The organism is Pseudomonas sp. Teo4, assembly GCF_034387475.1.
Lineage (GTDB): Bacteria > Pseudomonadota > Gammaproteobacteria > Pseudomonadales > Pseudomonadaceae > Aquipseudomonas.
Genome location: NZ_JAXCIL010000005.1, coordinates 52536 through 75633, shown reverse-complemented (window position 1 = coordinate 75633; position 23098 = coordinate 52536). Strand labels below are relative to the sequence as shown.

Annotated in this window: 22 protein-coding genes; 14 read left to right on the top strand and 8 right to left on the bottom strand. The window is 63.5% G+C overall.

Annotated elements, in window-relative coordinates:
* The 6 genes from PspTeo4_RS29210 to gatC form a co-directional block, all read right to left on the bottom strand.
* On the bottom strand, positions 1-318 hold a 318-nt coding region (locus tag PspTeo4_RS29210; protein ID WP_322367065.1), incomplete at its 3' end, for a carboxymuconolactone decarboxylase family protein.
* Positions 319-328: 10 nt separating this feature from the next.
* Positions 329-1372 (bottom strand): calcium/sodium antiporter, encoded by a 1044-nt coding sequence (locus PspTeo4_RS29205; RefSeq protein ID WP_322367068.1) that lies wholly within the window; start codon positions 1370-1372, stop codon positions 329-331.
* A gap of 61 nt (positions 1373-1433) precedes the next feature.
* Positions 1434-1805 carry a septal ring lytic transglycosylase RlpA family protein gene (locus PspTeo4_RS29200; protein WP_416197001.1) on the bottom strand — a complete coding sequence of 124 codons (372 nt, stop codon included), beginning with the start codon at positions 1803-1805 and terminating at the stop codon, positions 1434-1436.
* 181 nt (positions 1806-1986) lie between these two features.
* On the bottom strand, positions 1987-3432 hold the full coding sequence (gatB, locus tag PspTeo4_RS29195) for an Asp-tRNA(Asn)/Glu-tRNA(Gln) amidotransferase subunit GatB (RefSeq protein WP_322367063.1): 1446 nt from the start codon (positions 3430-3432) through the stop codon (positions 1987-1989).
* Positions 3433-3443: 11 nt separating this feature from the next.
* Complete coding sequence (gatA, locus tag PspTeo4_RS29190; protein ID WP_322367062.1) at positions 3444-4895, bottom strand: Asp-tRNA(Asn)/Glu-tRNA(Gln) amidotransferase subunit GatA; 1452 nt, start codon at positions 4893-4895, stop codon at positions 3444-3446.
* Between the two features lie 15 nt (positions 4896-4910).
* On the bottom strand, positions 4911-5198 hold the full coding sequence (gatC, locus tag PspTeo4_RS29185; protein ID WP_322367061.1) for an Asp-tRNA(Asn)/Glu-tRNA(Gln) amidotransferase subunit GatC: 288 nt from the start codon (positions 5196-5198) through the stop codon (positions 4911-4913).
* A 204-nt stretch (positions 5199-5402) separates the two neighbouring features.
* Between gatC and mreB the strand changes: the two genes are divergently transcribed.
* From mreB to tldD, 8 genes are all read left to right on the top strand, one after another.
* Positions 5403-6440: a rod shape-determining protein MreB gene (gene mreB, locus PspTeo4_RS29180; RefSeq protein ID WP_003255163.1), complete on the top strand. Its 1038-nt coding sequence runs from the start codon at positions 5403-5405 to the stop codon at positions 6438-6440.
* Between the two features lie 211 nt (positions 6441-6651).
* A complete protein-coding gene (gene mreC, locus PspTeo4_RS29175) occupies positions 6652-7674 on the top strand; it encodes a rod shape-determining protein MreC (protein WP_416197000.1) in 1023 nt (340 codons plus the stop codon).
* Positions 7674-8162, top strand: coding sequence for a rod shape-determining protein MreD (gene mreD, locus PspTeo4_RS29170; protein ID WP_322367060.1), 489 nt, complete (start codon positions 7674-7676; stop codon positions 8160-8162). The genes mreC and mreD overlap by 1 nt, the downstream gene beginning before the upstream one ends.
* Positions 8163-8195: 33 nt before the next feature.
* The gene (locus PspTeo4_RS29165; protein ID WP_322367059.1) at positions 8196-8807 is read left to right on the top strand and encodes a Maf family protein; all 612 of its coding nucleotides are present in this window, start codon (positions 8196-8198) and stop codon (positions 8805-8807) included.
* A gap of 54 nt (positions 8808-8861) precedes the next feature.
* Positions 8862-10319, top strand: coding sequence for a ribonuclease G (rng, locus tag PspTeo4_RS29160; RefSeq protein ID WP_322367058.1), 1458 nt, complete (start codon positions 8862-8864; stop codon positions 10317-10319).
* An 82-nt stretch (positions 10320-10401) separates the two neighbouring features.
* Positions 10402-14217 (top strand): YhdP family protein, encoded by a 3816-nt coding sequence (locus tag PspTeo4_RS29155; RefSeq protein WP_322367057.1) that lies wholly within the window; start codon positions 10402-10404, stop codon positions 14215-14217.
* A gap of 18 nt (positions 14218-14235) precedes the next feature.
* Complete coding sequence (locus PspTeo4_RS29150) at positions 14236-15087, top strand: carbon-nitrogen hydrolase family protein (protein WP_322367056.1); 852 nt, start codon at positions 14236-14238, stop codon at positions 15085-15087.
* A gap of 2 nt (positions 15088-15089) precedes the next feature.
* Positions 15090-16529, top strand: a complete 1440-nt coding sequence (tldD, locus tag PspTeo4_RS29145) for a metalloprotease TldD (RefSeq protein ID WP_322367055.1) — start codon at positions 15090-15092, stop codon at positions 16527-16529.
* A 34-nt stretch (positions 16530-16563) separates the two neighbouring features.
* On the opposite strand, the gene yjgA is transcribed toward tldD, so the two are convergent.
* Positions 16564-17085 carry a ribosome biogenesis factor YjgA gene (gene yjgA / locus PspTeo4_RS29140; protein ID WP_322367054.1) on the bottom strand — a complete coding sequence of 174 codons (522 nt, stop codon included), beginning with the start codon at positions 17083-17085 and terminating at the stop codon, positions 16564-16566.
* A gap of 108 nt (positions 17086-17193) precedes the next feature.
* Here yjgA and pmbA point away from each other — a divergent pair, with 108 nt between their 5' ends.
* The 6 genes from pmbA (at position 17194) to PspTeo4_RS29110 (ending at position 22509) form a co-directional block, all read left to right on the top strand.
* Entirely contained in the window at positions 17194-18540 is a 1347-nt protein-coding gene (gene pmbA, locus PspTeo4_RS29135) for a metalloprotease PmbA (protein ID WP_322367053.1), read from the top strand.
* Positions 18541-18728: 188 nt separating this feature from the next.
* Positions 18729-19130 (top strand): FagA protein, encoded by a 402-nt coding sequence (locus PspTeo4_RS29130; RefSeq protein ID WP_322367052.1) that lies wholly within the window; start codon positions 18729-18731, stop codon positions 19128-19130.
* Positions 19123-20499, top strand: a complete 1377-nt coding sequence (locus PspTeo4_RS29125) for a class II fumarate hydratase (RefSeq protein WP_322367051.1) — start codon at positions 19123-19125, stop codon at positions 20497-20499. The genes PspTeo4_RS29130 and PspTeo4_RS29125 overlap by 8 nt, the downstream gene beginning before the upstream one ends.
* Positions 20500-20529: 30 nt before the next feature.
* Positions 20530-20991, top strand: a complete 462-nt coding sequence (locus PspTeo4_RS29120) for a hypothetical protein (RefSeq protein WP_322367050.1) — start codon at positions 20530-20532, stop codon at positions 20989-20991.
* A 1-nt stretch (position 20992) separates the two neighbouring features.
* A complete protein-coding gene (locus PspTeo4_RS29115; RefSeq protein ID WP_322367049.1) occupies positions 20993-21604 on the top strand; it encodes a superoxide dismutase in 612 nt (203 codons plus the stop codon).
* 11 nt (positions 21605-21615) lie between these two features.
* Complete coding sequence (locus PspTeo4_RS29110; RefSeq protein WP_322367066.1) at positions 21616-22509, top strand: ZIP family metal transporter; 894 nt, start codon at positions 21616-21618, stop codon at positions 22507-22509.
* A 302-nt stretch (positions 22510-22811) separates the two neighbouring features.
* Here the strand turns inward: PspTeo4_RS29110 and PspTeo4_RS29105 are convergent, their stop codons facing one another.
* Positions 22812-23084 (bottom strand): HPr family phosphocarrier protein, encoded by a 273-nt coding sequence (locus tag PspTeo4_RS29105; protein WP_322367048.1) that lies wholly within the window; start codon positions 23082-23084, stop codon positions 22812-22814.
* Positions 23085-23098 lie beyond the last annotated feature (14 nt).

Genomic DNA, 23098 nt, shown 5'->3' with positions numbered 1-23098 from the left:
CGCCGGCACCCCGGCATATACCGCGCAGTGCAGCAACGCCTCACGAATCTCCTCCACCGTGCAGCCATTGTTCAGCGCACCGCGAACATGACCTTTGAGCTCTTGCGGGCACTTGAGCGCCGTCAGGGTGGCCAGGGTGATCAGGCTGCGGGTTTTCAATGGCAACCCGTCACGCGCCCAGACGCTGCCCCAGGCGTGTTCATTGACGAAATCCTGCAGTGGCTGGGTGAAGTCGGTGGCATTGTTCAGGGCGCGGTCGACGAACTCGTCCCCCATCACCTGGCGGCGAATCTGCTCGCCGGTTTTGTGTTCGGCCATGTTGTTTTCCTTAGTGTTGGCGACGCCAGGCACGTAGCGTGGTGTACAGCAGCACCATGCCCAGCACTGGCAAGACATAGAACAGCATGAGCCGTTCCAGGCGGCCGGCCAGCGGCATGCCTGTGGTGAACGCCACCACATGCAGGCCATAGGCCAGATACAGGCACAGGAACACCAGGCCCTCGGCACGGGTGATCCGGTAACCGGAGTAGAACACCGGCAGGCTCAGCACCGCGACGCCCAGCATGACGGGCAGGTCGAAACCCAGGGCGTTGGGTGAAATCGACAGTGGCTCAGGGGTGATCGCGGCCGTCAGGCCCAGTACCGCCAGCAGGTTGAACAAGTTGCTGCCGATGACCGTGCCCACGGCAATCTCACGTTCGCCACGCAACGCGGCGATCATCGCGGTGGCAAGCTCTGGCAGGGAGGTGCACACAGCCACCACGGTGAGCCCGATGATGCGTTCGGACAACCCCAGGTCGGTGGCGACTTCCACGGCGGCTTCCAGCATCAGGTGGCCGGCCAGGCTCAGCAAGCCCAGGCCCAGCAGAATCTGAAGCGTCACAATGGACCAGAAACGCCTGGCGCTGAGCGTGGCCACGCTGGGTGCGGGGTAGGTGCGGGCATAGTGACGGGACTGATGCCAGAGCATGGCCAGGTAGCCCGCCAGGCCCAGCAGTAGCAACCCCCCTTCCAGGCGGCCCAGGTGGCCGTTTGCTGCAAGCGCATAGACCAGGGCGCTGGCGACGATCATCAGCGGGATGTCCAGGCGTACCAGTTGGCGCGATACCCGCAAAGGGATGATCAGTGCGGCCAGGCCCAGAATGACCAGCACATTGAAAATGTTGCTGCCGATGACACTGCCCACGGCAACGTCCGGCGCGCCTTGATAGGCGGCTTGCAGGCTGACCGTCAGTTGCGGTGCGGTGCTGCCGAAAGCGACCAGGCTCAGGCCAATGATCAGCGGGCGCACGTGCAGGCGCTGGGCAAGTCGCAACGCGGCGCGCACCATCAGCTCGGCGCCGCCGACCAGCAACAGCAGGGCCAGGCCCAGTTGCAGCAGGCTGAAGGTGGGAAGGGTGGCCAGGTCGAAAATGGTCGAGGCTCCAGTCGGGTCAGTCGCTCAGACCTTGTACCCGGACTCGCGCCGTTCCGCTACGGAGCATGCCGATTTTTTCTGCGGCGGCGCGGGAGAGGTCGATCAACCTGCCGCGCGAATGCGGGCCGCGATCGTTGATGCGTACCACGACGCTGCGCTTGTTGGCCAGGTTGGTGACCAGCACGCGGCTGCCGAAGGGCAGGCTGCGGTGGGCGGCGGTGAGGCCGTGCTGGTTGAAAGGCTCGCCGCTGGCGGTGCGCTTGCCATGATGGCGAGAGCCATAATAGGAGGCGGTGCCGGTCTTGTCGTAACCGCTGGGGTCGATGTCGTGGCTGGCGCAGCCGGCCAGCAGGGAGAAGAGGGCGAGGGTGCCGAACAAGTTGCGTATCAATGTGATGCTCCAAGCCAGGGTCCAGGGCCGCTGCGCAGCCCATCGCAGGCTTCGCCAGCTCCCACCTTGATTGTCGACTAACTCAGGAAAACTGGGGCAAACCAGTTTTTGAAGGTCATACACACTGTGGGAGCTGGCGAAGCCTGCGATGGGCTGCATGGCAGCCCCCGCTCTACGGTTACCCTTCGAGCTTGGCCTTGAGCAATTGGTTCACTTGCCCCGGGTTGGCCTTGCCCTTGGAGGCCTTCATCGCCTGGCCGACGAAGAAGCCGAACATCTTGCCGCGCTTGGCCTCGTCGGCGGCGCGGTATTGTTCGACCTGCTCGGCGTTGGCCGCCAGCATTTCGTCGAGCATCTTCTCGATAGCGCCGGTGTCGGTCACCTGCTTCAGGCCTTTGCTTTCGATGATGCTGTCGGCATCGCCTTCACCTGCGGCCATCGCCTCGAACACGGTCTTGGCGATTTTGCCGCTGATGGTGTTGTCGCGAATGCGCAGCAGCATGCCGCCCAATTGCGCGGCGCTGACCGGCGACTGGTCGATTTCCACGCCCAGCTTGTTCAGCAGGCTGCCCAGCTCGACCATGACCCAGTTGGCGGCCAGCTTGGCGTCGCCGCCAATGCGTGCCACTTCTTCGAAGTAGTCGGCTTGCTCACGGCTGGAGGCCAGCACGTTGGCATCGTAGGCCGACAGGCCATATTGGCTCTGGAAGCGCTCGACCTTCTGTTGCGGCAGCTCCGGCAAACCGGCGCGAACGGTCTCGAGGAAGCTGTCCTCGATCACCACCGGCAGCAGGTCTGGGTCGGGGAAGTAACGGTAGTCGTTGGCTTCCTCCTTGCTGCGCATCGAACGGGTCTCGTCCTTGTTCGGGTCGTACAGGCGGGTTTCCTGGACGACCTTGCCGCCATCTTCGATCAGGTCGATCTGGCGCTGGATCTCACTGTTGATCGCACGCTCGATGAAGCGGAACGAGTTGACGTTCTTGATCTCGCAGCGGGTACCGAACTCGGTCTGGCCTTTCGGGCGGATCGATACGTTGCAGTCGCAACGCAGCGAACCTTCGGCCATGTTGCCGTCGCAGATGCCCAGGTAGCGCACCAGCGCATGGATCGCCTTGACGTAGGCCACGGCTTCCTTGGCGCTGCGCATGTCCGGCTCGGAGACGATTTCCAGCAGCGGGGTGCCGGCACGGTTGAGGTCGATGCCGGTGGCGCCGCTGAAGTCTTCATGCAGGCTCTTGCCAGCGTCTTCTTCCAGGTGCGCGCGGGTGACGCCGATGCGCTTGATGGTGCCGTCTTCCAGGGCGATATCCAGGTGGCCCTTGCCGACGATCGGCAGGTCCATCTGGCTGATCTGGTAGCCCTTGGGCAGGTCCGGGTAGAAGTAGTTCTTGCGCGCGAACACGTTGCGTTTGCCGATTTCGGCGTCGATCGCCAGGCCGAACATGCAGGCCATGCGCACGGCTTCCTGGTTCAGCACCGGCAGTACGCCGGGCATGCCGAGGTCAACCAGGCTGGCCTGGGTGTTCGGCTCGGAGCCGAAGGTGGTGGCGCTGCCGGAGAAAATCTTCGACTGGGTGGCGAGCTGAGTGTGAATCTCAAGCCCGATCACAACTTCCCATTGCATGTGTCAGTTCCTCAGAAGCCGTTGGGGGCGCGGGTGTGCCAGTCGGTGACTTGCTGGTAGCGGTGCGCGACGTTGAGCAGGCGGCCTTCCTGGAAGTATGGCGCCAGCAGCTGTACACCGACCGGCAGGCCGTCGACGAAACCGGCCGGCATCGACAGGCCCGGCAGGCCCGCCAGGTTGGCAGTGATGGTGTAGACGTCTTCGAGGTAGGCGGCGACCGGGTCGCTGCTCTTGGCGCCGAGTTTCCAGGCCGGGTTAGGCGTGGTTGGGCCGAGGATCAGGTCGACGTCGTTGAACGCGGTCATGAAGTCGTTCTTGATCAGGCGGCGGATCTGCTGCGCCTTGACGTAGTAGGCGTCGTAGTAGCCGGCCGACAGGGCGTAGGTGCCGACCATGATACGGCGCTGCACTTCGACGCCGAAGCCTTCGCCACGAGAGCGCTTGTACAGGTCGGTCAGGTCTTTCGGGTCTTCGCAGCGGTAGCCGAAGCGCACGCCGTCGAAACGCGACAGGTTGGAGGAAGCTTCGGCCGGGGCGATCACGTAGTACGCCGGGATGGCGTGCTGCATGTTCGGCAGGCTGATTTCCTTGACCACGGCGCCGAGCTTTTCCAGCTCCTTGACGCTGGCGTGGACCAGTTCGGCGATGCGCGGGTCGAGGCCAGCACCGAAGTACTCTTTCGGCAGGCCGATACGCAGGCCCTGCAGCGAGGCGTTGAGGTTGGCGCTGTAGTCCGGTACCGGCTCTTCGATGCTGGTGGAGTCCTTGGCGTCGAAGCCGGCCATGCCTTGCAGCAGCAGGGCGCAGTCCTCGGCGGTGCGGGCCAGCGGGCCGCCCTGGTCGAGGCTCGAGGCGTAGGCGATCATGCCCCAGCGCGATACGCGACCGTAGGTCGGTTTCAGGCCAGTGAGGTTGGTCAGCGCCGCCGGCTGGCGGATCGAGCCACCGGTGTCGGTGCCGGTGGTGGCCGGCAGCAGGCGCGCAGCCACGGCCGCGGCGGAACCGCCGGACGAACCGCCGGGAACGTGTTCGAGGTTCCACGGGTTCTTCACCGCGCCGTAGTGGCTGGACTCGTTGGCCGACCCCATGGCGAACTCGTCCATGTTGGTCTTGCCCAGGGTGACCATACCGGCTTCGGCCAGCTTGGCGACCACGGTGGCGTCATACGGCGCCTTGAAGTTGTCGAGCATCTTCGAGCCGCAGCTGGTGCGGATGCCGTTGGTGCAGAACAGGTCCTTGTGGGCGATCGGCGCGCCGAGCAGGGCGCCATTCTCGCCGGCGGCGCGACGGGCGTCGGCGGCGCGGGCCTGGGTCAGGGCCAGCTCTTCGGTGACGCTGATGAAGCTGTTGATCTGTGGGTCGAGCTGCTTGATGCGCGCCAGCAGGGCGCCGGTCAGCTCTTCGGAGGAAAACGACTTGTCGGCGAGTCCGCGGGCGATCTCGGCCAGGGTCAATTGATGCATGGCAGGCTCTATCCCTTACTCGATGACTTTAGGAACCAGGTACAGACCGGCTTCGGTCGACGGAGCGATAGCCTGGTAGGTATCGCGCTGGTTCCTCTCGGTGACCTGGTCGGGGCGCAGGCGCTGGCTGGCCTCCAGGGGGTGGGCCAGGGGCTCGATGCCATTGGTGTCGACCGCTTGCATCTGGTCGACCAGGCCGAGAATGCTGTTCAGGGCATCGGTAATGCGTGGCAGTTCGCCTTCATTCAGGCCCAGGCGGGCCAGATGGGCGATCTTTTCCACGTCGCAGCGTTCAAGCGCCATGGGAATCTCCAGGGGAAACAAAGAACGGAAATGGGTCCGTGATGAGGAACATGTCAGCATTTTGGCGGTCATACGGCCGCGATCATCGGCTGGCGTGCTCGGAAAAACGACCAATTTAACATATTGGCTCCTTGCCCAAAATCCCTGCCATTGTTAGAGTTTGCCGCACTTTTTTACCCACGCTTTCCCCAGGGTCACTTTCCCATGTTCAAGAAACTGCGTGGCATGTTTTCCAGCGATCTTTCCATCGACCTGGGTACTGCCAACACCCTTATTTACGTGCGTGAGCGCGGTATCGTCCTGAATGAGCCCTCGGTTGTTGCCATCCGTACCCACGGCAACCAGAAAAGCGTCGTCGCCGTCGGTACCGAAGCCAAACGTATGCTGGGCCGTACGCCTGGCAACATTGCTGCCATTCGTCCGATGAAAGACGGCGTCATCGCCGACTTCAGCGTTTGTGAAAAAATGTTGCAGTACTTCATCAACAAGGTTCACGAAAACAGCTTCCTGCAGCCCAGCCCACGTGTGCTGATCTGCGTGCCGTGCAAGTCGACCCAGGTAGAGCGCCGCGCCATTCGCGAGTCGGCCCTGGGTGCCGGTGCCCGTGAAGTGTTCCTGATCGAAGAGCCGATGGCCGCCGCTATCGGTGCCGGCCTGCCGGTCGAAGAAGCCCGTGGTTCGATGGTCGTCGATATCGGTGGTGGTACCACCGAAATTGCACTGATCTCCCTGAACGGCGTGGTCTATGCCGAGTCCGTACGCGTCGGCGGCGACCGCTTCGACGAAGCCATCGTTACCTATGTGCGTCGCAACTACGGCAGCCTGATCGGCGAGTCCACCGCCGAGCGCATCAAGCAGGAAATCGGTACCGCCTACCCAGGTGGCGAAGTACGTGAAGTCGACGTCCGTGGCCGCAACCTGGCCGAAGGCGTACCACGTGCCTTCACCCTGAACTCCAACGAAGTGCTCGAAGCCCTGCAAGAGTCGCTGGCGACCATCGTCCAGGCGGTCAAGAGCGCCCTGGAACAGTCGCCGCCGGAGCTGGCGTCCGACATCGCCGAGCGTGGCCTGGTGCTGACCGGTGGTGGTGCGCTGCTGCGTGACCTCGACAAGCTGCTGGCCCAGGAAACCGGCCTGCCGGTGATCGTTGCCGAGGACCCGCTGACCTGTGTCGCCCGTGGCGGCGGTCGCGCCCTGGAAATGATGGACAAGCACGCGATGGACCTGCTCTCCAGCGAGTGATCCTCACCCGCTGCTTCTGAGCGCCCGGTTTACAGGTAGCACCAGCAGTGCTACCTGTATGCGCTGGGCTGGCGTCCATTCGGGCGTCGTTTCCGTCAACCCGCAACCAGGCTGGTGCGTTGTCCCATGTCCAATGACCTCCTGAGTCGTCCACGAGGAACGGCCCATTAAACCGCTTTTCTCCAAGGGCCCTTCGCTGGGCGTCCGCCTGCTGGTACTGGTGGTGCTGTCCGTCTCGCTGATGGTGGTCGACGCACGCTTTGACGTGCTCAAGCCAGTTCGCAGCCAGATGGGCCTGGTACTGATGGAATCGTACTGGGTTACCGACCTGCCGCAGCGCCTTTGGCAAGGCGTGGCCGGCCAGTTCGGCAGCCGCACCGAACTGATCGCGGAAAACGAAAAGCTCAAGACCGAGGCCCTGCTGTTGCAGGGGCGCCTGCAAAAGCTGGCGGCCCTGACCGAGCAGAACGTGCGCCTGCGTGAGCTGCTCAACTCATCTGCCCTGGTCAACGAAAAGGTCGAGGTGGCCGAGCTGATCGGCGTCGATCCCAACCCCTTCACTCACCGCATCCTGATCAACAAGGGCGAGCGTGATGGTGTGTTCCTGGGCCAGCCGGTGCTCGATGCCCGTGGCCTGATGGGCCAGGTGGTCGAGCTGATGCCGTACACCTCGCGGGTACTGCTGCTCACCGACACCACCCACAGCATTCCGGTACAGGTCAACCGTAATGGCCTGCGCGCCATCGCCAGTGGTACCGGCAACCCGGAGCGCCTGGAGTTGCGTCATGTGGCCGACACCGCCGACATCAAGGAAGGCGACTTGCTGGTCAGTTCCGGCATGGGCCAGCGTTTCCCGGCCGGTTACCCAGTTGCCACGGTCAATGAAGTGATTCATGACTCGGGCCAACCGTTCGCTATCGTGCGCGCCATTCCTACCGCCGCCCTGAACCGCAGCCGCTACATGTTGCTGGTATTCAGCGACCGGCGCACACCGGAACAGCGTGCCACCGACGCCGCCATCGCCCAGGAAGAAGCCGATCGCAAGGGCGCCCCGGCCAACGGCCAGCCCGCCGTCCCTGGGGAGCACGTTGCACCCGCCGGCAGCGTTGCCCCTGCGGCTGTGACTGCTCCCGGTGCACCGGCTGCACCGGCTGCTCCGGCAGCAACTCCGGCGGCCGCGCCCGCTACCCCTGCCGCAGCGCCAGCCGCGCCGGCTCAACACCGGAGGCAATGATGCCCGCTTCGCGCCGCAACAACGGTTGGGTGATCTGGCTGACCTTCGCCATCGGCCTGCTGCTCAGCGTCTCGCCGATGCCGCAGTTCCTTGAAGTGTTCCGGCCCATGTGGCTGGCCCTGCTGGTGTCGTTCTGGACGCTGATGGTGCCGAACAAGGTCGGCATGACCACGGCATTCCTGCTCGGCCTGGCCGAGGATGTGCTCTACGGCACCTTGCTGGGGCAGAACGCGCTGATCCTGACCCTGATCACCTTCCTGGTGCTGTCCCTGCAGCAACGCCTGCGCATGTTCCCCATGTGGCAACAGAGCCTGGTCATTCTGGTGATCTTCGGTATTGCCCAACTGATCCAGCTGTGGCTAAGCGCGCTGACCGGCAACCGACTTCCGACCCTGGCGCTGGTCTGGTCGGCGGTGATCAGTGCCTTGCTCTGGCCATGGATCAGCTTTGCCCTGCGCGACTTGCGCCGCCGCTTGCACATAAACTGACGGCGACGCCGCGACTGACAGGGAGATGTCCGCATGACTCCGTTTTACCTGGCCTCCGGCTCGCCACGCCGCCGTGAACTGCTGACCCAGATTGGCGTGCCGTTCAGCACGGTCAGCGCCCCTGTCGACGAAACCCCATACCCCAACGAAAGTGCCGAAGCTTATGTCGAGCGCCTGGCCCGGGCCAAGGCCACTGCAGGGCTCGCCGGCATCGACGGTTCGGCTGTAACCCTCGGCGCAGACACTGCGGTGGTGCTCGATGGTCGTATTCTCGGCAAGCCGGAAAACCGCGAACATGCCCTGGCGATGCTGGCCGACCTGTCAGGGCGCGAGCACCAGGTACTGACCGCCATCGCCGTGAGCGATGGCCAGCGCTGCCTGAGCCTGTGCGTTTCGAGCAACGTACGTTTTCGCCCGATTACCAGCGATGAGGCCGAACGCTACTGGGCCAGCGGCGAGCCGGCGGACAAAGCCGGAGGTTATGCGATCCAGGGCCTGGGCGCGGTGTTCGTCACCGGCCTGGTCGGCAGTTACTCCTCGGTGGTTGGCCTGCCGCTGGCCGAGACGGCCGACCTGCTCGCGCAATTCGGCATCGCCTGCTGGCAGGTGCCCGCGCTTTCACCAGAGGTAGCATACCCGCAGTAGCCAGCCCTGCATACGCCATCCATCATTAGCCAAGACCTTTGACGAGAGCCTGCCATGAGTGAAGAGATCCTGATCAACATCACCCCGATGGAATCGCGTGTGGCAGTGGTGGAAAACGGTGTGCTGCAAGAGGTGCATGTCGAGCGCACGCAGCGCCGCGGCATCGTTGGCAATATTTACAAAGGCAAGGTGGTGCGGGTGTTGCCGGGCATGCAGGCGGCCTTCGTCGACATTGGCCTGGAGCGTGCCGCGTTCATCCATGCGTCCGAAATCTCCCAGCGCGAGGGCTCGGCGGTCGAGAGCATCACCGCGCTGGTGCACGAAGGGCAAGCCCTGGTGGTGCAGGTGACCAAGGACCCCATCGGCACCAAGGGCGCGCGCCTGACCACCCAGTTGTCGATTCCTTCGCGCTACCTGGTGTACATGCCGCGCAGCAGCCATGTCGGCATTTCCCTGAAGATCGAAGACGAAGCCGAGCGTGAGCGCCTCAAGCAGGTGGTCAGCGACTGCATGACCAGCGAGAACATCAAGGATGCCGGTGGCTTCATCCTGCGGACCGCCGCCGAGGGCGCGCGTGCCGAGGAAATACTCCAGGACATCCGCTACCTGCGCCGCCTGTGGGAGCAAATCGGCAGCCAGATCCAGACCTGCGGCGCACCGACGGTCATCTATGAAGACCTTGGCCTGGCTTTGCGAACCCTGCGTGACCTGGTCAATCCGAAGATCGAGAAGATCCGTATCGACTCGCGGGAGACCTTCCAGAAAACCACGCAGTTCGTCGTCGAACTGATGCCGGAGATCGCAGACCGCCTTGAACACTACCCAGGCGAGCGGCCGATTTTCGACCTGTATGGCGTAGAGGATGAGATCCAGCGTGCGCTGGAGCGCAAGGTGCCGCTCAAGTCCGGTGGCTACCTGGTGGTCGACCCGGCCGAGGCCATGACCACCATCGACGTCAACACCGGTGCCTTCGTAGGCCATCGCAACCTTGAAGAGACCATCTTCAAGACCAATCTTGAAGCGGCCACCGCCATTGCCCGGCAGCTGCGGCTGCGCAATATCGGCGGAATCATCATCATCGACTTCATCGACATGGAAGATGAAGAGCATCAGCGCCAGGTGCTGCGCACCCTGGAAAAACAGCTTGAGCGCGATCACGCCAAGACCAACATCATTGGCATTACCGAGCTGGGGCTGGTGCAGATGACCCGCAAGCGCACGCGGGAAAGCCTCGAGCAGGTGCTGTGCGAGCCATGCGTTGCGTGCCAGGGCCGAGGCAAGCTGAAAACTCCGGAGACGATCTGTTACGAAATCTTCCGTGAAATCCTGCGCGAGGCCCGTGCCTATCAGGCCGAGGGCTACCGTGTGTTGGCCAACCAGAAGGTGGTCGACCGTTTGCTCGATGAGGAATCTGGCAACGTGGCGGAGCTGGAGGCCTTCATTGGCCGAACCATTCGCTTCCAGGTCGAGTCGATGTATTCGCAGGAACAATACGACGTGGTGCTGCTCTGACGCTTTCCAGACCACACCACGTGATGGTCGGGCTGGCAAAACCGCTGCCACGGGCCATCATGGATAAACGACTTGGAGGGCCATGGCCATGGGACGTCTGACCCGCGTTCTTGTCGCCTTGACCCGCTGGGGGCTTGGCTTCTGCGCTTTGCTGGCGGTGCTCGTGGCACTGTACGTGAGCGTGGGGCGGCAACTGGTGCCGCTGGTCGCCGAGTACCGTGCCGATGTCGAAGCCAAGGCCGAGCAGGCCTTGGGCCTGCCGGTGCATGTCGGTGCCCTGGAAGGGCGTTGGAGCGGCCTGGCACCGGTGTTGCGCGTACGCGACCTGCAACTGGGCGAAGGTTCGGCGGCGTTGCGCCTGGATGACGTCAAACTGGTGCCAGACCTGTGGGCCAGCCTCACGGCCCGTGAAGTTCGGCTGGCGCGTATTCAGTTGGGCGGCTTGCAGTTGATCCTGCGTGAAGACGAGCAGGGCAGCTGGTCGCTTGAAGGCCTGCCGAAGAAAGACGACGCGCCCGTCGACCCCGCCGAATTACTGCAGCGTATGCGCCAGCTTGGCCGCATCGATGTATTCGACAGCCAGGTCACCTTGCAGCCTTGGCAGCGTGATCCGCTGACCCTGACATATGTGAGCCTTGGGCTGAAGGCCGGCGCTTCGCGCCAGGCCCTGGATCTGCGTGCGACCCTGCCCGATGGCCAGCCCCTGGCGGTGAACCTGCGCAGCCGCGCTACGGCCAAAGCCTGGCGCGACGGCCAGGTTGAGGCTTACCTGAGCCTGCCTCAAAGCGATTGGGCGCGTTGGCTGCCGCCGCGTCTGCTCGGCCAATGGCAAGCGCAGACTCTGCGTTCGGGTGGCGAGTTCTGGGTCGATTGGAGCAAGGGCCAGTTGCAGCGGGCGGTGGTGCGTCTCAATGCCCCGCAGCTGAGCGGTGCCTATGCCGGGCGCAAGGCGGCCACACTGGACAACCTGGCCCTCACCGCCTGGTTCCAGCGCCGGGAGCAGGGCTTTGATGTCGTGCTCGACTCACTGGCTGCCAGCATCGGCAAGACTCGCTGGGAGTCGCATATGCAGGTGCGTCACCGTGATGGCGAAGCGCCTGCGCAGGAAAGTTGGCAAGTCCAGGCCGACCGCCTTGACCTGACCCCGCTCACCCCGCTGATCGAAGCCTTGGCGCCACTGCCGGAAAAACTCATGGCTGTGGTCGATGCGCTGAAGGTCACAGGCGCGCTGCGCAATGTGCGTCTGGATATCCGGCCAAAGGCCGAGGGCGATGAGCGACTGCAGTTTGCCGCCAATCTGGAAAAGGTCGGCTTCGACGCCTACCACGGCGCGCCTGCTGCCGGTAATGTCTCCGGCAGCATCAGCGGTGACCTTGGGCACGGCGAGCTGCGGCTGGATACCGATGCGTTCATGCTGCATCTGTATCCGATCTTCGCCAAACCTTGGCACTACCAGAAGGCCAACGCCCGTCTCACCTGGACTCTCGACAAGGAGGGCTTCACCCTGGTCGCCCCCTACCTCAAGGTGTTGGGCGAGGAGGGCAAGATTGCCGGTGACTTCCTCATTCGGCTGCTGTTCGAGGAAGGCCGCGAAGACTACATGGACTTGCGCGTCGGCCTGACCGAGGGCGATGGCCGCTACACCGCCAAGTACCTGCCTGAAGTGCTCAGCCCGGCCCTCGACGAGTGGTTGCGCACCGCCATCGTCAAGGGCAACGTGGATGAAGGGTATTTCCAGTACCAGGGTTCGCTGAACCACGGGGCGGCAGCGGAAGCGCGCAGCATCAGCCTGTTCTTCAAGGTCCGCGATGCGGCACTGGACTTCCAGCCCGGCTGGCCGCAGGTTCAACAGGTCGCCGGGGATGTATTGATCGAGGACAGCGGCGTAAGAATCAAGGCCAGACAGGGCATGCTGCTCGATACCAAGGTGAGCGACGTCAATGTCGATATTCCCCATGTCGACGCTGGCCAGCACAGTCACCTGTACCTCGATGGCAACTTTGATGGCAGCCTTGGCGACGGTTTGAAGATACTCAAGGAAGCCCCCATCGGCACGGGTGAGATTTTTGCCGGATGGGAAGGCGAGGGGCCGCTCAATGGCAAGGTCAAGCTCGATATCCCTCTGGCCCGCGGTGAAACGCCCAAGGTACAGGTGGACTTCGCCACAGCCGACGCCCGCCTCAAGGTGGCGCCACCCAGCTTGGACCTGAGCCGACTCAAGGGCGACTTCAGTTTTGACCTCGACAAGGGCTTGAGCGGCAAGGGCATCAGCCTGCAGGCATTCGGCAAGCCGGTGACCGCACAGATTGTTGCCGAGGGCCAGCCAGGGCAGATGCAGACCCGGATCAACGCCACCGGTCAGGTATCGCTCAAGTCTCTGACTGACTGGTTGCAGTTCAAGCAGGCGCTACCCGCGTCGGGCGATGTGCCTTATCAATTGCAGGTCAATCTGGGCAAGCGTGACAACAGCCTGAGTGTCAACTCGTCGCTCAAAGGACTGGTCGTTGACCTGCCCGCGCCGTTCGGCAAAGCGGCGGCCGACACCCGAGACAGCCGTTTCAGCATGAACCTGCAGGGTGCGGAGCGGCGCTTCGATGCCAGCTATGCGGACCTTGCGCGCTTTGCCTATGCCGCACCTGCCGACAAGCTGACCCAGGGGCGTGGTGAACTGCTGCTGGGCACGGGCGATGCCCAGGTGCCGGCCAGCCAGGGCTTGCGTGTACGCGGCCGGCTGGAGTCGTTGGACCTGGCGCCCTGGCAAGAGCAGATGAACCGTCTTGCCGGTGATGACCCCAGTGGCAACGCCCGACAGAACCTGCAGAGCGTCGACCTGAGCATCGGCAAGCTCAAAGCGTTCGGCATGGACTTGAACCAGGCCGTGGTGCGCCTGGCCCGGGGCGGCCCTGCGTGGGACCTGCGTCTGGACAGCAAGGAAGTCATCGGTAACGCACGGGTTCCGGACGCCAAGGCCTCCCCCATGACGGTTCGCCTGCAGACCTTGCGTCTGCCCGCTGCCGACCCGGCTCAAGTCCAGGCCGAAGAAGGGCCCGACCCCCTGGCCGACTTCGACCCTCGCAAGGTCCCGGCCCTGGACCTGACCATCGACAAGCTCTACCGCGGTGACGACTTGTTCGGCAACGCGGCGGTCAAGCTGCGCCCGACCGCCCGCGGGGTGACGGCCAGCGATCTCGACCTCGACTTCAAAGGGCTGCGCATAGACGGCAGTGGCGGCTGGGAAGGCCTGCCAGGGGCCAGCAGCAGCTGGTACAAAGGGCGCCTGGACGGCAAGAACCTGGCCGATGTGCTCAAGGCCTGGGGCTTCGCGCCTACCGTCACCAGTCGCGATTTCCGCCTGGATGTCGATGGCCGCTGGCCCGGCTCGCCGGCCTGGGTCGGTCTCAAGCGCTTCTCGGGGAGCATGGATGCGGCGCTGCGCACTGGCCAGTTCGTGGAAGTGGAAGGCAGCGCTCAGGCCTTGCGCGTATTCGGCCTGCTCAACTTCAACTCCATTGGCCGCCGCTTGCGCCTGGACTTCTCCGACCTGTTCGACAAGGGCTTGGCTTATGATCGGGTCAAGGGCCTGCTGGTGGCCAGCGATGGCGTGTATGTCACCCGCGAGCCGATTACCGTGACCGGACCATCGAGCAACTTCGAGCTCGACGGTACCCTGGACATGGTCCGTGACCGGGTCGATGCCAACCTGCAAGTGACGCTGCCAGTCACCAACAACCTGCCTCTGGCGGCCCTGATTGTCGGTGCACCAGCCGTTGGTGGGGCACTGTTCCTGGTCGATCGGCTGATCGGTGACCGCGTGTCGCGCTTCGCCAGCGTGCATTACCGCGTCGAGGGGCCGTGGAAAGAGCCTAGAATCACATTTGTGAAACCTTTCAACAAATAAGTAGCCTCAGGAGTGCCCATGAAGGCAGCGGTGATCCAGATGGTCAGCCAGGACGATGTACTGGCCAACCTGCAACGTGCCGGGGCGCTGCTCGAACAGGCAGCCTTTGGAGGCGCGCGGCTCGCTGTACTGCCGGAAAACTTCGCGGCCATGGGGCGCAAGGATGCCGCGGCCATCGGCCGGGCAGAGGCGTTGGGTGACGGGCCGATCCTGCCGTGGTTGAAACGTACCGCCCGTGACCTCAAGTTATGGATAGTTGCTGGCACCTTACCGTTGCCGCCCGCCGGTCAGCCCGACGCCAAGGCGCATGCCTGCTCGTTGTTGGTCGACGAACATGGCGAGGTGGTGGCGCGTTACGACAAGCTGCACCTGTTCGATGTCGACGTGGCCGACAACCGTGGTCGCTATCGCGAGTCCGATGACTACGCGCACGGTGCACGGGTAGTGGTGGCCGATACGCCGGTAGGGCGTGTCGGGCTTAGCGTTTGCTACGACCTGCGCTTTCCCGAGCTGTACAGTGAATTGCGGGGCGCTGGCGCGGAACTGATCACGGCACCGGCGGCTTTCACCGCGGTGACCGGGGCAGCCCATTGGGAAGTGCTGATTCGTGCCCGAGCCATCGAGACCCAGTGCTACGTGCTGGCCGCTGCTCAGGGCGGAATCCATCCAGGGCCAAGGGAAACCCATGGCCATGCGGCGATCATCGACCCCTGGGGGCGAGTCGTTGCAGAACAGGCGCGAGGCGAGGCAGTACTGCTGGCCGAGCGCGACACTGATGAACAAGCGTCCATTCGGGCGCGCATGCCGGTTGCCTTGCACCGGCGCTTTTTCTCGCAGGACGCTTTGCGGCCTGCGCACACCTCGGAGTGACTATGAGCCAGATGTTATCCACCGTCAGCGAGCAGCTCCTGGCACCGGGCGGCCTGAGCCTGGACAGCCTGCAGTCTGTTCTGGGTGAGTTGGCAGGCCCCGGCATCGACGCCGCCGACTTGTATTTCCAAGGCCAGATCTCGGAAACCTGGGCGCTGGAGGACGGCATCGTCAAGGAAGGCAGCTTCAACCTTGACCAGGGCGTGGGCGTGCGAGCCCAGTCTGGTGAGAAAACCGGCTTCGCCTACAGCAATGCGATCAACCTCGAAGCCCTGAACTCGGCGGCGCGTGCCGCCCGTTCCATTTCCCGCGCCGGGCAGAACGGCAAGGTGCAGGCCTTCCGCAGCCAGGATGTGACGGCCCTGTATGCGCCAGACAACCCGCTGGATGTGCTGAGCCGGGCTGAAAAAGTCGACTTGCTCAAGCGTGTCGACGCCGCCACCCGGGCCTTGGACTCGCGTATCCAGCAGGTCAGTGTGAGCATGGCCGGGGTCTGGGAGCGAATTCTCATCGCAGCGGCAGATGGCAGCCTGGCGGCGGATGTACGCCCGCTGGTGCGTTTCAACGTCAGTGTCATCGTCGAGCAGAATGGCCGTCGCGAACGCGGCGGGCAGGGTGGCGGCGGGCGCACCGACTATCGCTTCTTCACCGAAGATCGAGTCATGGGCTATGCCCGTGAAGCCTTGCGCCAGGCGTTGGTCAACCTCGAGGCCATCCCCGCGCCGGCAGGTACTTTGCCGGTTGTGCTGGGTTCCGGCTGGTCGGGCGTGCTGCTGCATGAAGCCGTCGGCCACGGTCTGGAAGGTGACTTCAACCGCAAGGGCAGTTCGGCCTTCAGCGGCCGTATCGGCGAGAAGGTCGCGTCGAGCCTGTGCACCATCGTCGACGATGGCACCCTCGAAGGCCGCCGTGGTTCGCTGAGCGTCGATGACGAAGGCACGCCAACCGAATGCACCACACTGATCGAGAACGGGGTGCTCAAGGGCTACATGCAGGACAAGCTCAACGCGCGCCTGATGGGCATGGCGGTGACTGGCAACGGCCGCCGTGAATCCTATGCGCACCTGCCGATGCCGCGCATGACCAACACCTACATGCGTGCTGGCGAAAGCGACCCGCAGGAAATCATCGCGTCGGTGAAGAAGGGCATCTACTGCGCCAACCTGGGCGGCGGGCAGGTGGACATCACCAGCGGCAAGTTCGTGTTCTCCACCAGCGAGGCTTACCTGATCGAGGACGGCAAGATCACCGCGCCGGTCAAGGGTGCGACACTGATTGGTAACGGACCTGAGGCGATGAGCCGGGTGTCGATGGTCGGTAACGACCTGGCCCTGGACAGTGGTGTGGGCACCTGTGGCAAGGATGGACAGTCGGTACCGGTGGGAGTTGGGCAGCCGACCTTGAAGCTGGATGCGATTACCGTGGGTGGTACGGGCGCGTGAAGGAACTTGGGGCCGCTGAGCGGCCCCAACGGACTCAACGCAATCCGCGGTGGACCTCGTCGAGGTCGCGGATGTACTTGAACACTTTACGCGCAGCGGCAGGCGGCTTGTTGCGAGCCTTCTCGTGCTGGGCGTGACGGACCAGCGAGCGCAGTTGCTGACGGTCGGTTTCGGGGTACTCGTTGACGAAGCGTTCCAGGTCTTCGTCGTTCCCGTCGATCAGGCGATCGCGCCAGCGCTCGAGGCTGTGGAAGCGTTCGTTGTACTGACGGGTCGAGCTGTCCATCTGCTCAAGCAAGGCATGGATGGCGTCCAGGTCTTGTACGCGCATCAGCTTGCCGACGAACGACATGTGGCGTTTGCGGGCGCCGTGCGCAGTGTGCTTGCTGGCTTCGGCCAGGGCTTTGCGCAACTCGTCGGTCAATGGCAGGCGCGCCAGGGTATCGGCCTTGAGCGTGGTGAGGCGCTCGCCGAGTTCGACCAGCGCATGCAGTTCACGCTTGATCTGGGTTTTGCTTTTTTCGCCGTCGAAGGCGTCGTCGTTTGAATCAACCATGGTGGCAGTCCGCTAGAAATCGCCGCCATGATAACCAGTCGGGGGCCGCTTGTCCGGCCCGGTCGTAGAATGACCTTTGCCGAACGCAGAATTTGAGTGGAGAAAACCATGAGTGCAGTCCAGAGCGTAGGCCCCAAGAACCTGCCGGCGTTGCAGGAGCAGGTCGAAGCGATCATCGCCGAGGCGCGGCGCCAGGGTGCCAGTGCCTGCGAAGTTGCCGTGTCACTGGAGCAGGGGTTGTCCACCAGCGTGCGCCAGCGTGAAGTGGAAACGGTCGAGTTCAACCGTGACCAAGGCTTTGGCATCACCCTCTACGTCGGCCAGCGCAAGGGCTCGGCCAGCACGTCGGCCAGCGGCCAGGATGCGATCCGCGAGACCGTGGCGGCAGCCTTGGCCATTGCCAAGCACACCTCTGAGGACGAGTGCTCCGGCCTGGCCGATGCGGCGCTGATGGCGCGCGAAATCCCGGATCTGGATCTCTACCATGACTGGGACATCGAGCCGGAGAAAGCCATCGAAATGGCGTTGACCTGCGAGGCGGCGGCGTTCGACGCCGACACGCGCATTCTCAATGCCGATGGCACCACCCTCAATACCCACCAGGGCTGCCGGGTATACGGCAACAGCCATGGTTTCATCGGCGGCTACGCGTCCACCCGGCACAGCCTGAGCTGCGTGATGATCGCCGAGGGCGAAGGGCAGATGCAGCGTGACTACTGGTACGACGTGAATCGCCAGGGCAACCTGCTGGCCGATCCGCGCAGCATCGGCGTGCGAGCCGCCCAGCGTGCTGCCAGCCGCCTCGGTGCGCGGCCGGTACCGACCTGCGAGGTGCCGGTGCTGTTTTCCGCCGAACTGGCCGGTGGCCTGTTCGGCAGCTTCCTCTCGGCCATTTCCGGCGGCAACCTGTACCGCAAGTCGTCGTTCCTCGACGGTGCCTTGGGGCAGCGCCTGTTCCCGACCTGGCTGACCCTCGACGAACGTCCACACATTCCACGGGCCCTGGGTAGCGCAGCGTTCGACGGCGACGGTCTGGCCACCTATGCCAAACCGTTCGTCGACAAAGGTGAGCTTGTGTCTTACCTGCTGGGTACCTATTCCGGCCGCAAGCTGGGCCTGCCGAGCACGGCCAACGCCGGGGGCGTGCACAACCTGTACGTGACCCATGGCGTCGAGGACCAGGCGGCGCTGATCCGTCGCATGGGCCGTGGCCTGCTGGTGACCGAGTTGATGGGCCATGGGCTGAACATGGTGACCGGCGACTACTCGCGCGGCGCAGCCGGTTTCTGGGTCGAGAATGGCGAGATCCAGCACGCGGTGCAGGAAGTGACCATTGCCGGCAACATGAAGGACATGTTCCAGCAGATTGTCGCGATTGGTAGCGATCTTGAAACCCGCAGCAATATTCACACAGGCTCGGTGCTGATCGAGCGAATGACGGTCGCCGGTAGCTGATTACCACCTGTACCGGCGATAGGGCCAGTACAGGCACAGGAAAACGCCCAGTGAAGTCGAAAACCCGGCCCTCGCGCCGGGTTTTTTGTGCGCGCCCCCACGCCTGAGCGTCCGACTTTTGTCGCTGATATCTTGAAGTGATTCTATTTATCACCTAATAATGAATATCATTATCCAGTCACCCGGCGATGATGTTCATGAAACCCGTCCTCCGCGAACTGCCCTACCTGGAAAACTGGCGCTGGCTCAGCCGACGCATTCGTTGCGCCCTGGAACCCGATGAGCCACGTCTGATCGAGCACTACCTGGCCGAAGGCCGGTACCTGGTGTGCTGCACCGAAACGTCGCCCTGGACGGTGGCGTTGACGTCCTTCCGCCTGCTGCTGGATACCGCTTGCGACCGCATGCTGCCTTGGCATTGGCGCTGCCTGTGCCTGGATCAGGCCTGGCGCCCACTGCTGGACCTGCGCAACCTCGATCGCCGCGAACAGAACCAACGCTGGCAGCCCTACGCCCTGCAATTGGCGAACTGCGTGCTGCTGCCTTCGATTTCTCCCGATGAACTGATGCAAGGATTTGAAGATGAGTGATACCCGTATCGAGCGTGACAGCATGGGCGAACTTCAGGTGCCGGCCCAGGCCCTGTACGGTGCCCAGACCCAGCGCGCGGTCGACAACTTCCCGATCAGCGGCCAGCGCATGCCGGCCCAGTTCATCCGCGCACTGCTGCTGGCCAAGGCGGCGGCGGCCAAGGCCAACATCGAGCTGGAGCAACTCTCCGCCGCCCAGGGCCAGGCCATCGTCAAGGCAGTCGAGCAACTGCTGGCAGGTGACTTCATCCAGCATTTCCCGGTGGATGTGTACCAGACCGGCTCCGGCACCAGCTCGAACATGAATGCCAACGAGGTGATCGCCACCCTTGCCAGCCGCGTGCTCGGTGAGCCGGTCAATGCCAACGACCACGTCAACTGCGGCCAGAGCAGCAACGACATTATCCCTACCACCATCCACGTCAGTGCTGCCTTGGCGTTGCATGAGCAACTGTTGCCGGCTCTGCGGCACCTGGTGCAGGTGATCGAAGCCAAGTCGGTTCAGGTGCATCAGTACGTCAAGACCGGCCGAACCCACCTGATGGATGCCATGCCAGTGCGCATGAGCCAGGTACTCGATGGCTGGGCGGCGCAGATCAAGGGCGCGTTGGCGCATATCGAGGCGACCTTGCCGAGCCTGCAGGCCTTGGCCCAGGGCGGCACGGCCGTCGGTACCGGGATCAACGCACACCCGCAGTTCGCCGCCGGCTTCGCCCGCCAGTTGAGTGGCCTGACCCAGGTCGAGTTCACCCCTGGCCAGAACCTGTTCGCGCTGATCGGCTCCCAGGACACCGCCGTGGCGCTGTCCGGCCAGCTCAAGACCACCGCCGTCGCGTTGATGAAAATCGCCAACGACCTGCGCTGGATGAACTCTGGTCCGCTGGCTGGCCTTGGTGAAATCGAGCTGCAAGGCCTGCAGCCCGGTTCGTCGATCATGCCGGGCAAGGTCAACCCGGTCATCCCTGAGGCCACCGCCATGGTTGCCGCCCAGGTGATCGGTAACGACGCGACCATCGCCGTGGCAGGGCAGTCGGGCAACTTCGAGTTGAACGTGATGTTGCCGGTGATTGCCCGCAACTTGCTGGAAAGCATCGAGCTGATGGCCAATGCCAGCCGCCTGCTGGCTGACAAGGCCATCGCCAGCTTCAAGGTCAACGAAGGCAAGCTCAAGGAAGCCCTGGCGCGCAACCCGATCCTGGTGACCGCGCTGAACCCGATCATCGGCTACCTCAAGGCCGCCGAGATCGCCAAGACCGCCTACAAGCAGGGGCGCCCGATCATCGACGTAGCGCTGGAGCACACCGACCTGTCGCGCGATCAGCTCGAAGCGTTGCTGGACCCGGAAAAACTCACTGCTGGCGGCATCTGACCCGCGTCAGCGCCCTGGAGAAGAAACGTCATGCAGCACTGGAAACGCACCACCGAAACCGCCAACCGCTTGTTCGAACAGGGCGAGTTGGTCGATGCCCGGGAACACTACCTGCAAGCGTTGGCCTTGGCCCAGGTGTTGTTCGAGCGCTGGCATGACGTCGACGAGGCGGTGGCGGTGTTCGTCATCGCCCACCACAACCTGGCCGACCTGCACCTGCGCCTCAACCAGCCACATGAGAGCGCCGACTACCTGTGCGCCGCTCACCAGCGGCTGCTCCAGGCCAGCCAGGAAGTGCGTCTGCCCCAGGCGCTGCGCGATGCGGCCCTGCGCCACAGCGCACGCACCTACACCGAGTTGCTCAGTTTCATTGCCGAATACGGCCAGTATCCGCGTACCGAACGGCTGCTCAATCGTCATTCGCCTGTAGCGGGCGAGTTGGCTGCGCAGCCGAACCTGGCGTCCAGAATCCCTGCTTACGGAGTCCATTGACATGTCCCATACCTTGCCTGCGTTGCCTTATGCCTACGATGCGCTGGAACCGCACATCGACGCCCAGACCATGGAGATTCACCACAGCAAGCATCACCAGACCTATATCAACAACCTCAACGCTGCCATCGAGGGTACCGAGTGGGCCGAGTGGCCGGTGGAAAGGCTGGTGGGTGCGGTCAAGCAGTTGCCTGAGAAGCTGCAAGGCGCGGTCATCAACCAGGGCGGCGGACACGCCAACCACACCCTGTTCTGGACCGTGATGGCGCCACAGGGTGGCGGCCAGCCGCAGGGGCGAGTGGCCCAGGCCATCGACGCTGAACTGGGCGGTTTCGATGCGTTCAAGGACGCCTTCACCAAGGCTGCGCTGACCCGCTTCGGCAGTGGCTGGGCCTGGCTCAGCGTAACGCCGGGCGGCAAGCTGGTGGTGGAAAGCAGCGGCAACCAGGACAGCCCGCTGATGCATGGCAACACACCCATCCTTGGCCTGGATGTCTGGGAGCATGCCTATTACCTCAAGTACCAGAACCGTCGTCCGGAATACATCGGTGCCTTCTACAACGTCGTTGACTGGGCGGAAGTGGAACGTCGTTATCTTGAAGCCTTGAAGTGAGTCGACCCGCCATGCGCTCGGAGGTGATGTCTGTCAGCAGTGTGCGCCTGTTCCGCCTGGCGCTTGGGACCTTGCTGTTGCTGGTCGGCACAGCGTTGCTGGTGGCACGCGGCATCGCCTGGCTAGACCTGGAGCCGCGCATGTTGCGTGCCCTCGAGGGCGGTGCACTGTGTGCGCTGGGCACGGCGCTGGGGGCGGTACCGGTGTTGGTCATTCGCAACATGCCGGTCGCCTTGGCCGACACGCTGCTGGGCTTTGGTGCTGGCGTGATGCTGGCGGCTACCGCGTTTTCCCTGATCATCCCAGGGCTCGATGCTGCCCAGTCCATCGGGTTCAGCCCATGGGGTGCTGGCGGCGTGATCAGCTTTGGCCTGTTGTTCGGCGCGTTGTGTCTATTCCTGGTCGACCTCAAGGTCTCCGGCGCTTCGCCAGAGGCCTTGGTTGGCTCCGAGCATCAGCCGGTGATCGCCGCGCGAATCTGGCTGTTCGTGATCGCCATCATCGCCCACAACATTCCTGAAGGTATGGCCATTGGTGTTTCTGCCGGTGGCGGGATGGCCGATGCCGATAGCCTGGCCATGGGTATCGCCTTGCAGGATGTGCCCGAAGGGTTGGTGATCGCGCTAGTGCTGGCGGGGGCGGGGATGCCTCGATTCAAGGCGTTTCTGATTGGTGCCGCGTCGGGGCTGGTGGAGCCACTGGCGGCAGTGATTTGCGCCTGGCTGGTGAACGTCGCTGAGCTGTTGCTGCCGCTGGGCCTGGCCTGCGCGGCGGGGGCGATGTTGCTGGTGGTGACTCAGGAAATCATCCCTGAGTCGCGCAGTAATGGGCATCATCGGCTGGCGAGTTTGGGGCTGTGCGTGGGGTTCTGTTTGATGATGGTGATGGATACGGCGATGGCCTGATTTTGGTCCAGGGCCAGGCGGTACATTTTTTGCGCCTGTGAGATCGAGCGCCGCCCGTGCGGCGCATCGCGAGCAAGGCTCGCTCCTACGTTTGTTTGCGGCCAATAACACCTGTGACAGACGCGCGCGACCGCCTTGTGCGTACGACTCGATATCAAGCCATGCGCCAAGGCGTTCGCGCGCAAATTCCACAGGCATAATTGGCCCGAAAAAAACGTAGGAGCGAGCCTTGCTCGCGATGCGCCGCGCGGGCGGCGCTCGATTTCGCCACCGCTGAAGGAGTTGTGTCGAGCCCTGAAGGCTTACTCGCCTTCGTCGAAGAAGTTGTTGATCAGCGCTACCAGGGCATCCATGGCATCGCCATCTTGCTCGCCCTCGGTAAGCAGATGGACCTGGGTTCCTTTACCTGCCGCCAGCATCATCACGGCCATGATGCTTTTACCGTCCACCATCTTGTCGGGGGCTCGGCCGACCCTGACCTGGCAGGGGAATCGACCGGCCACGCCGACGAATTTGGCTGCCGCCCGGGCATGCAGGCCCAACTTGTTGATGATGGTAATTTCGCGGGCGGGCATCGTGGTGCGGATCC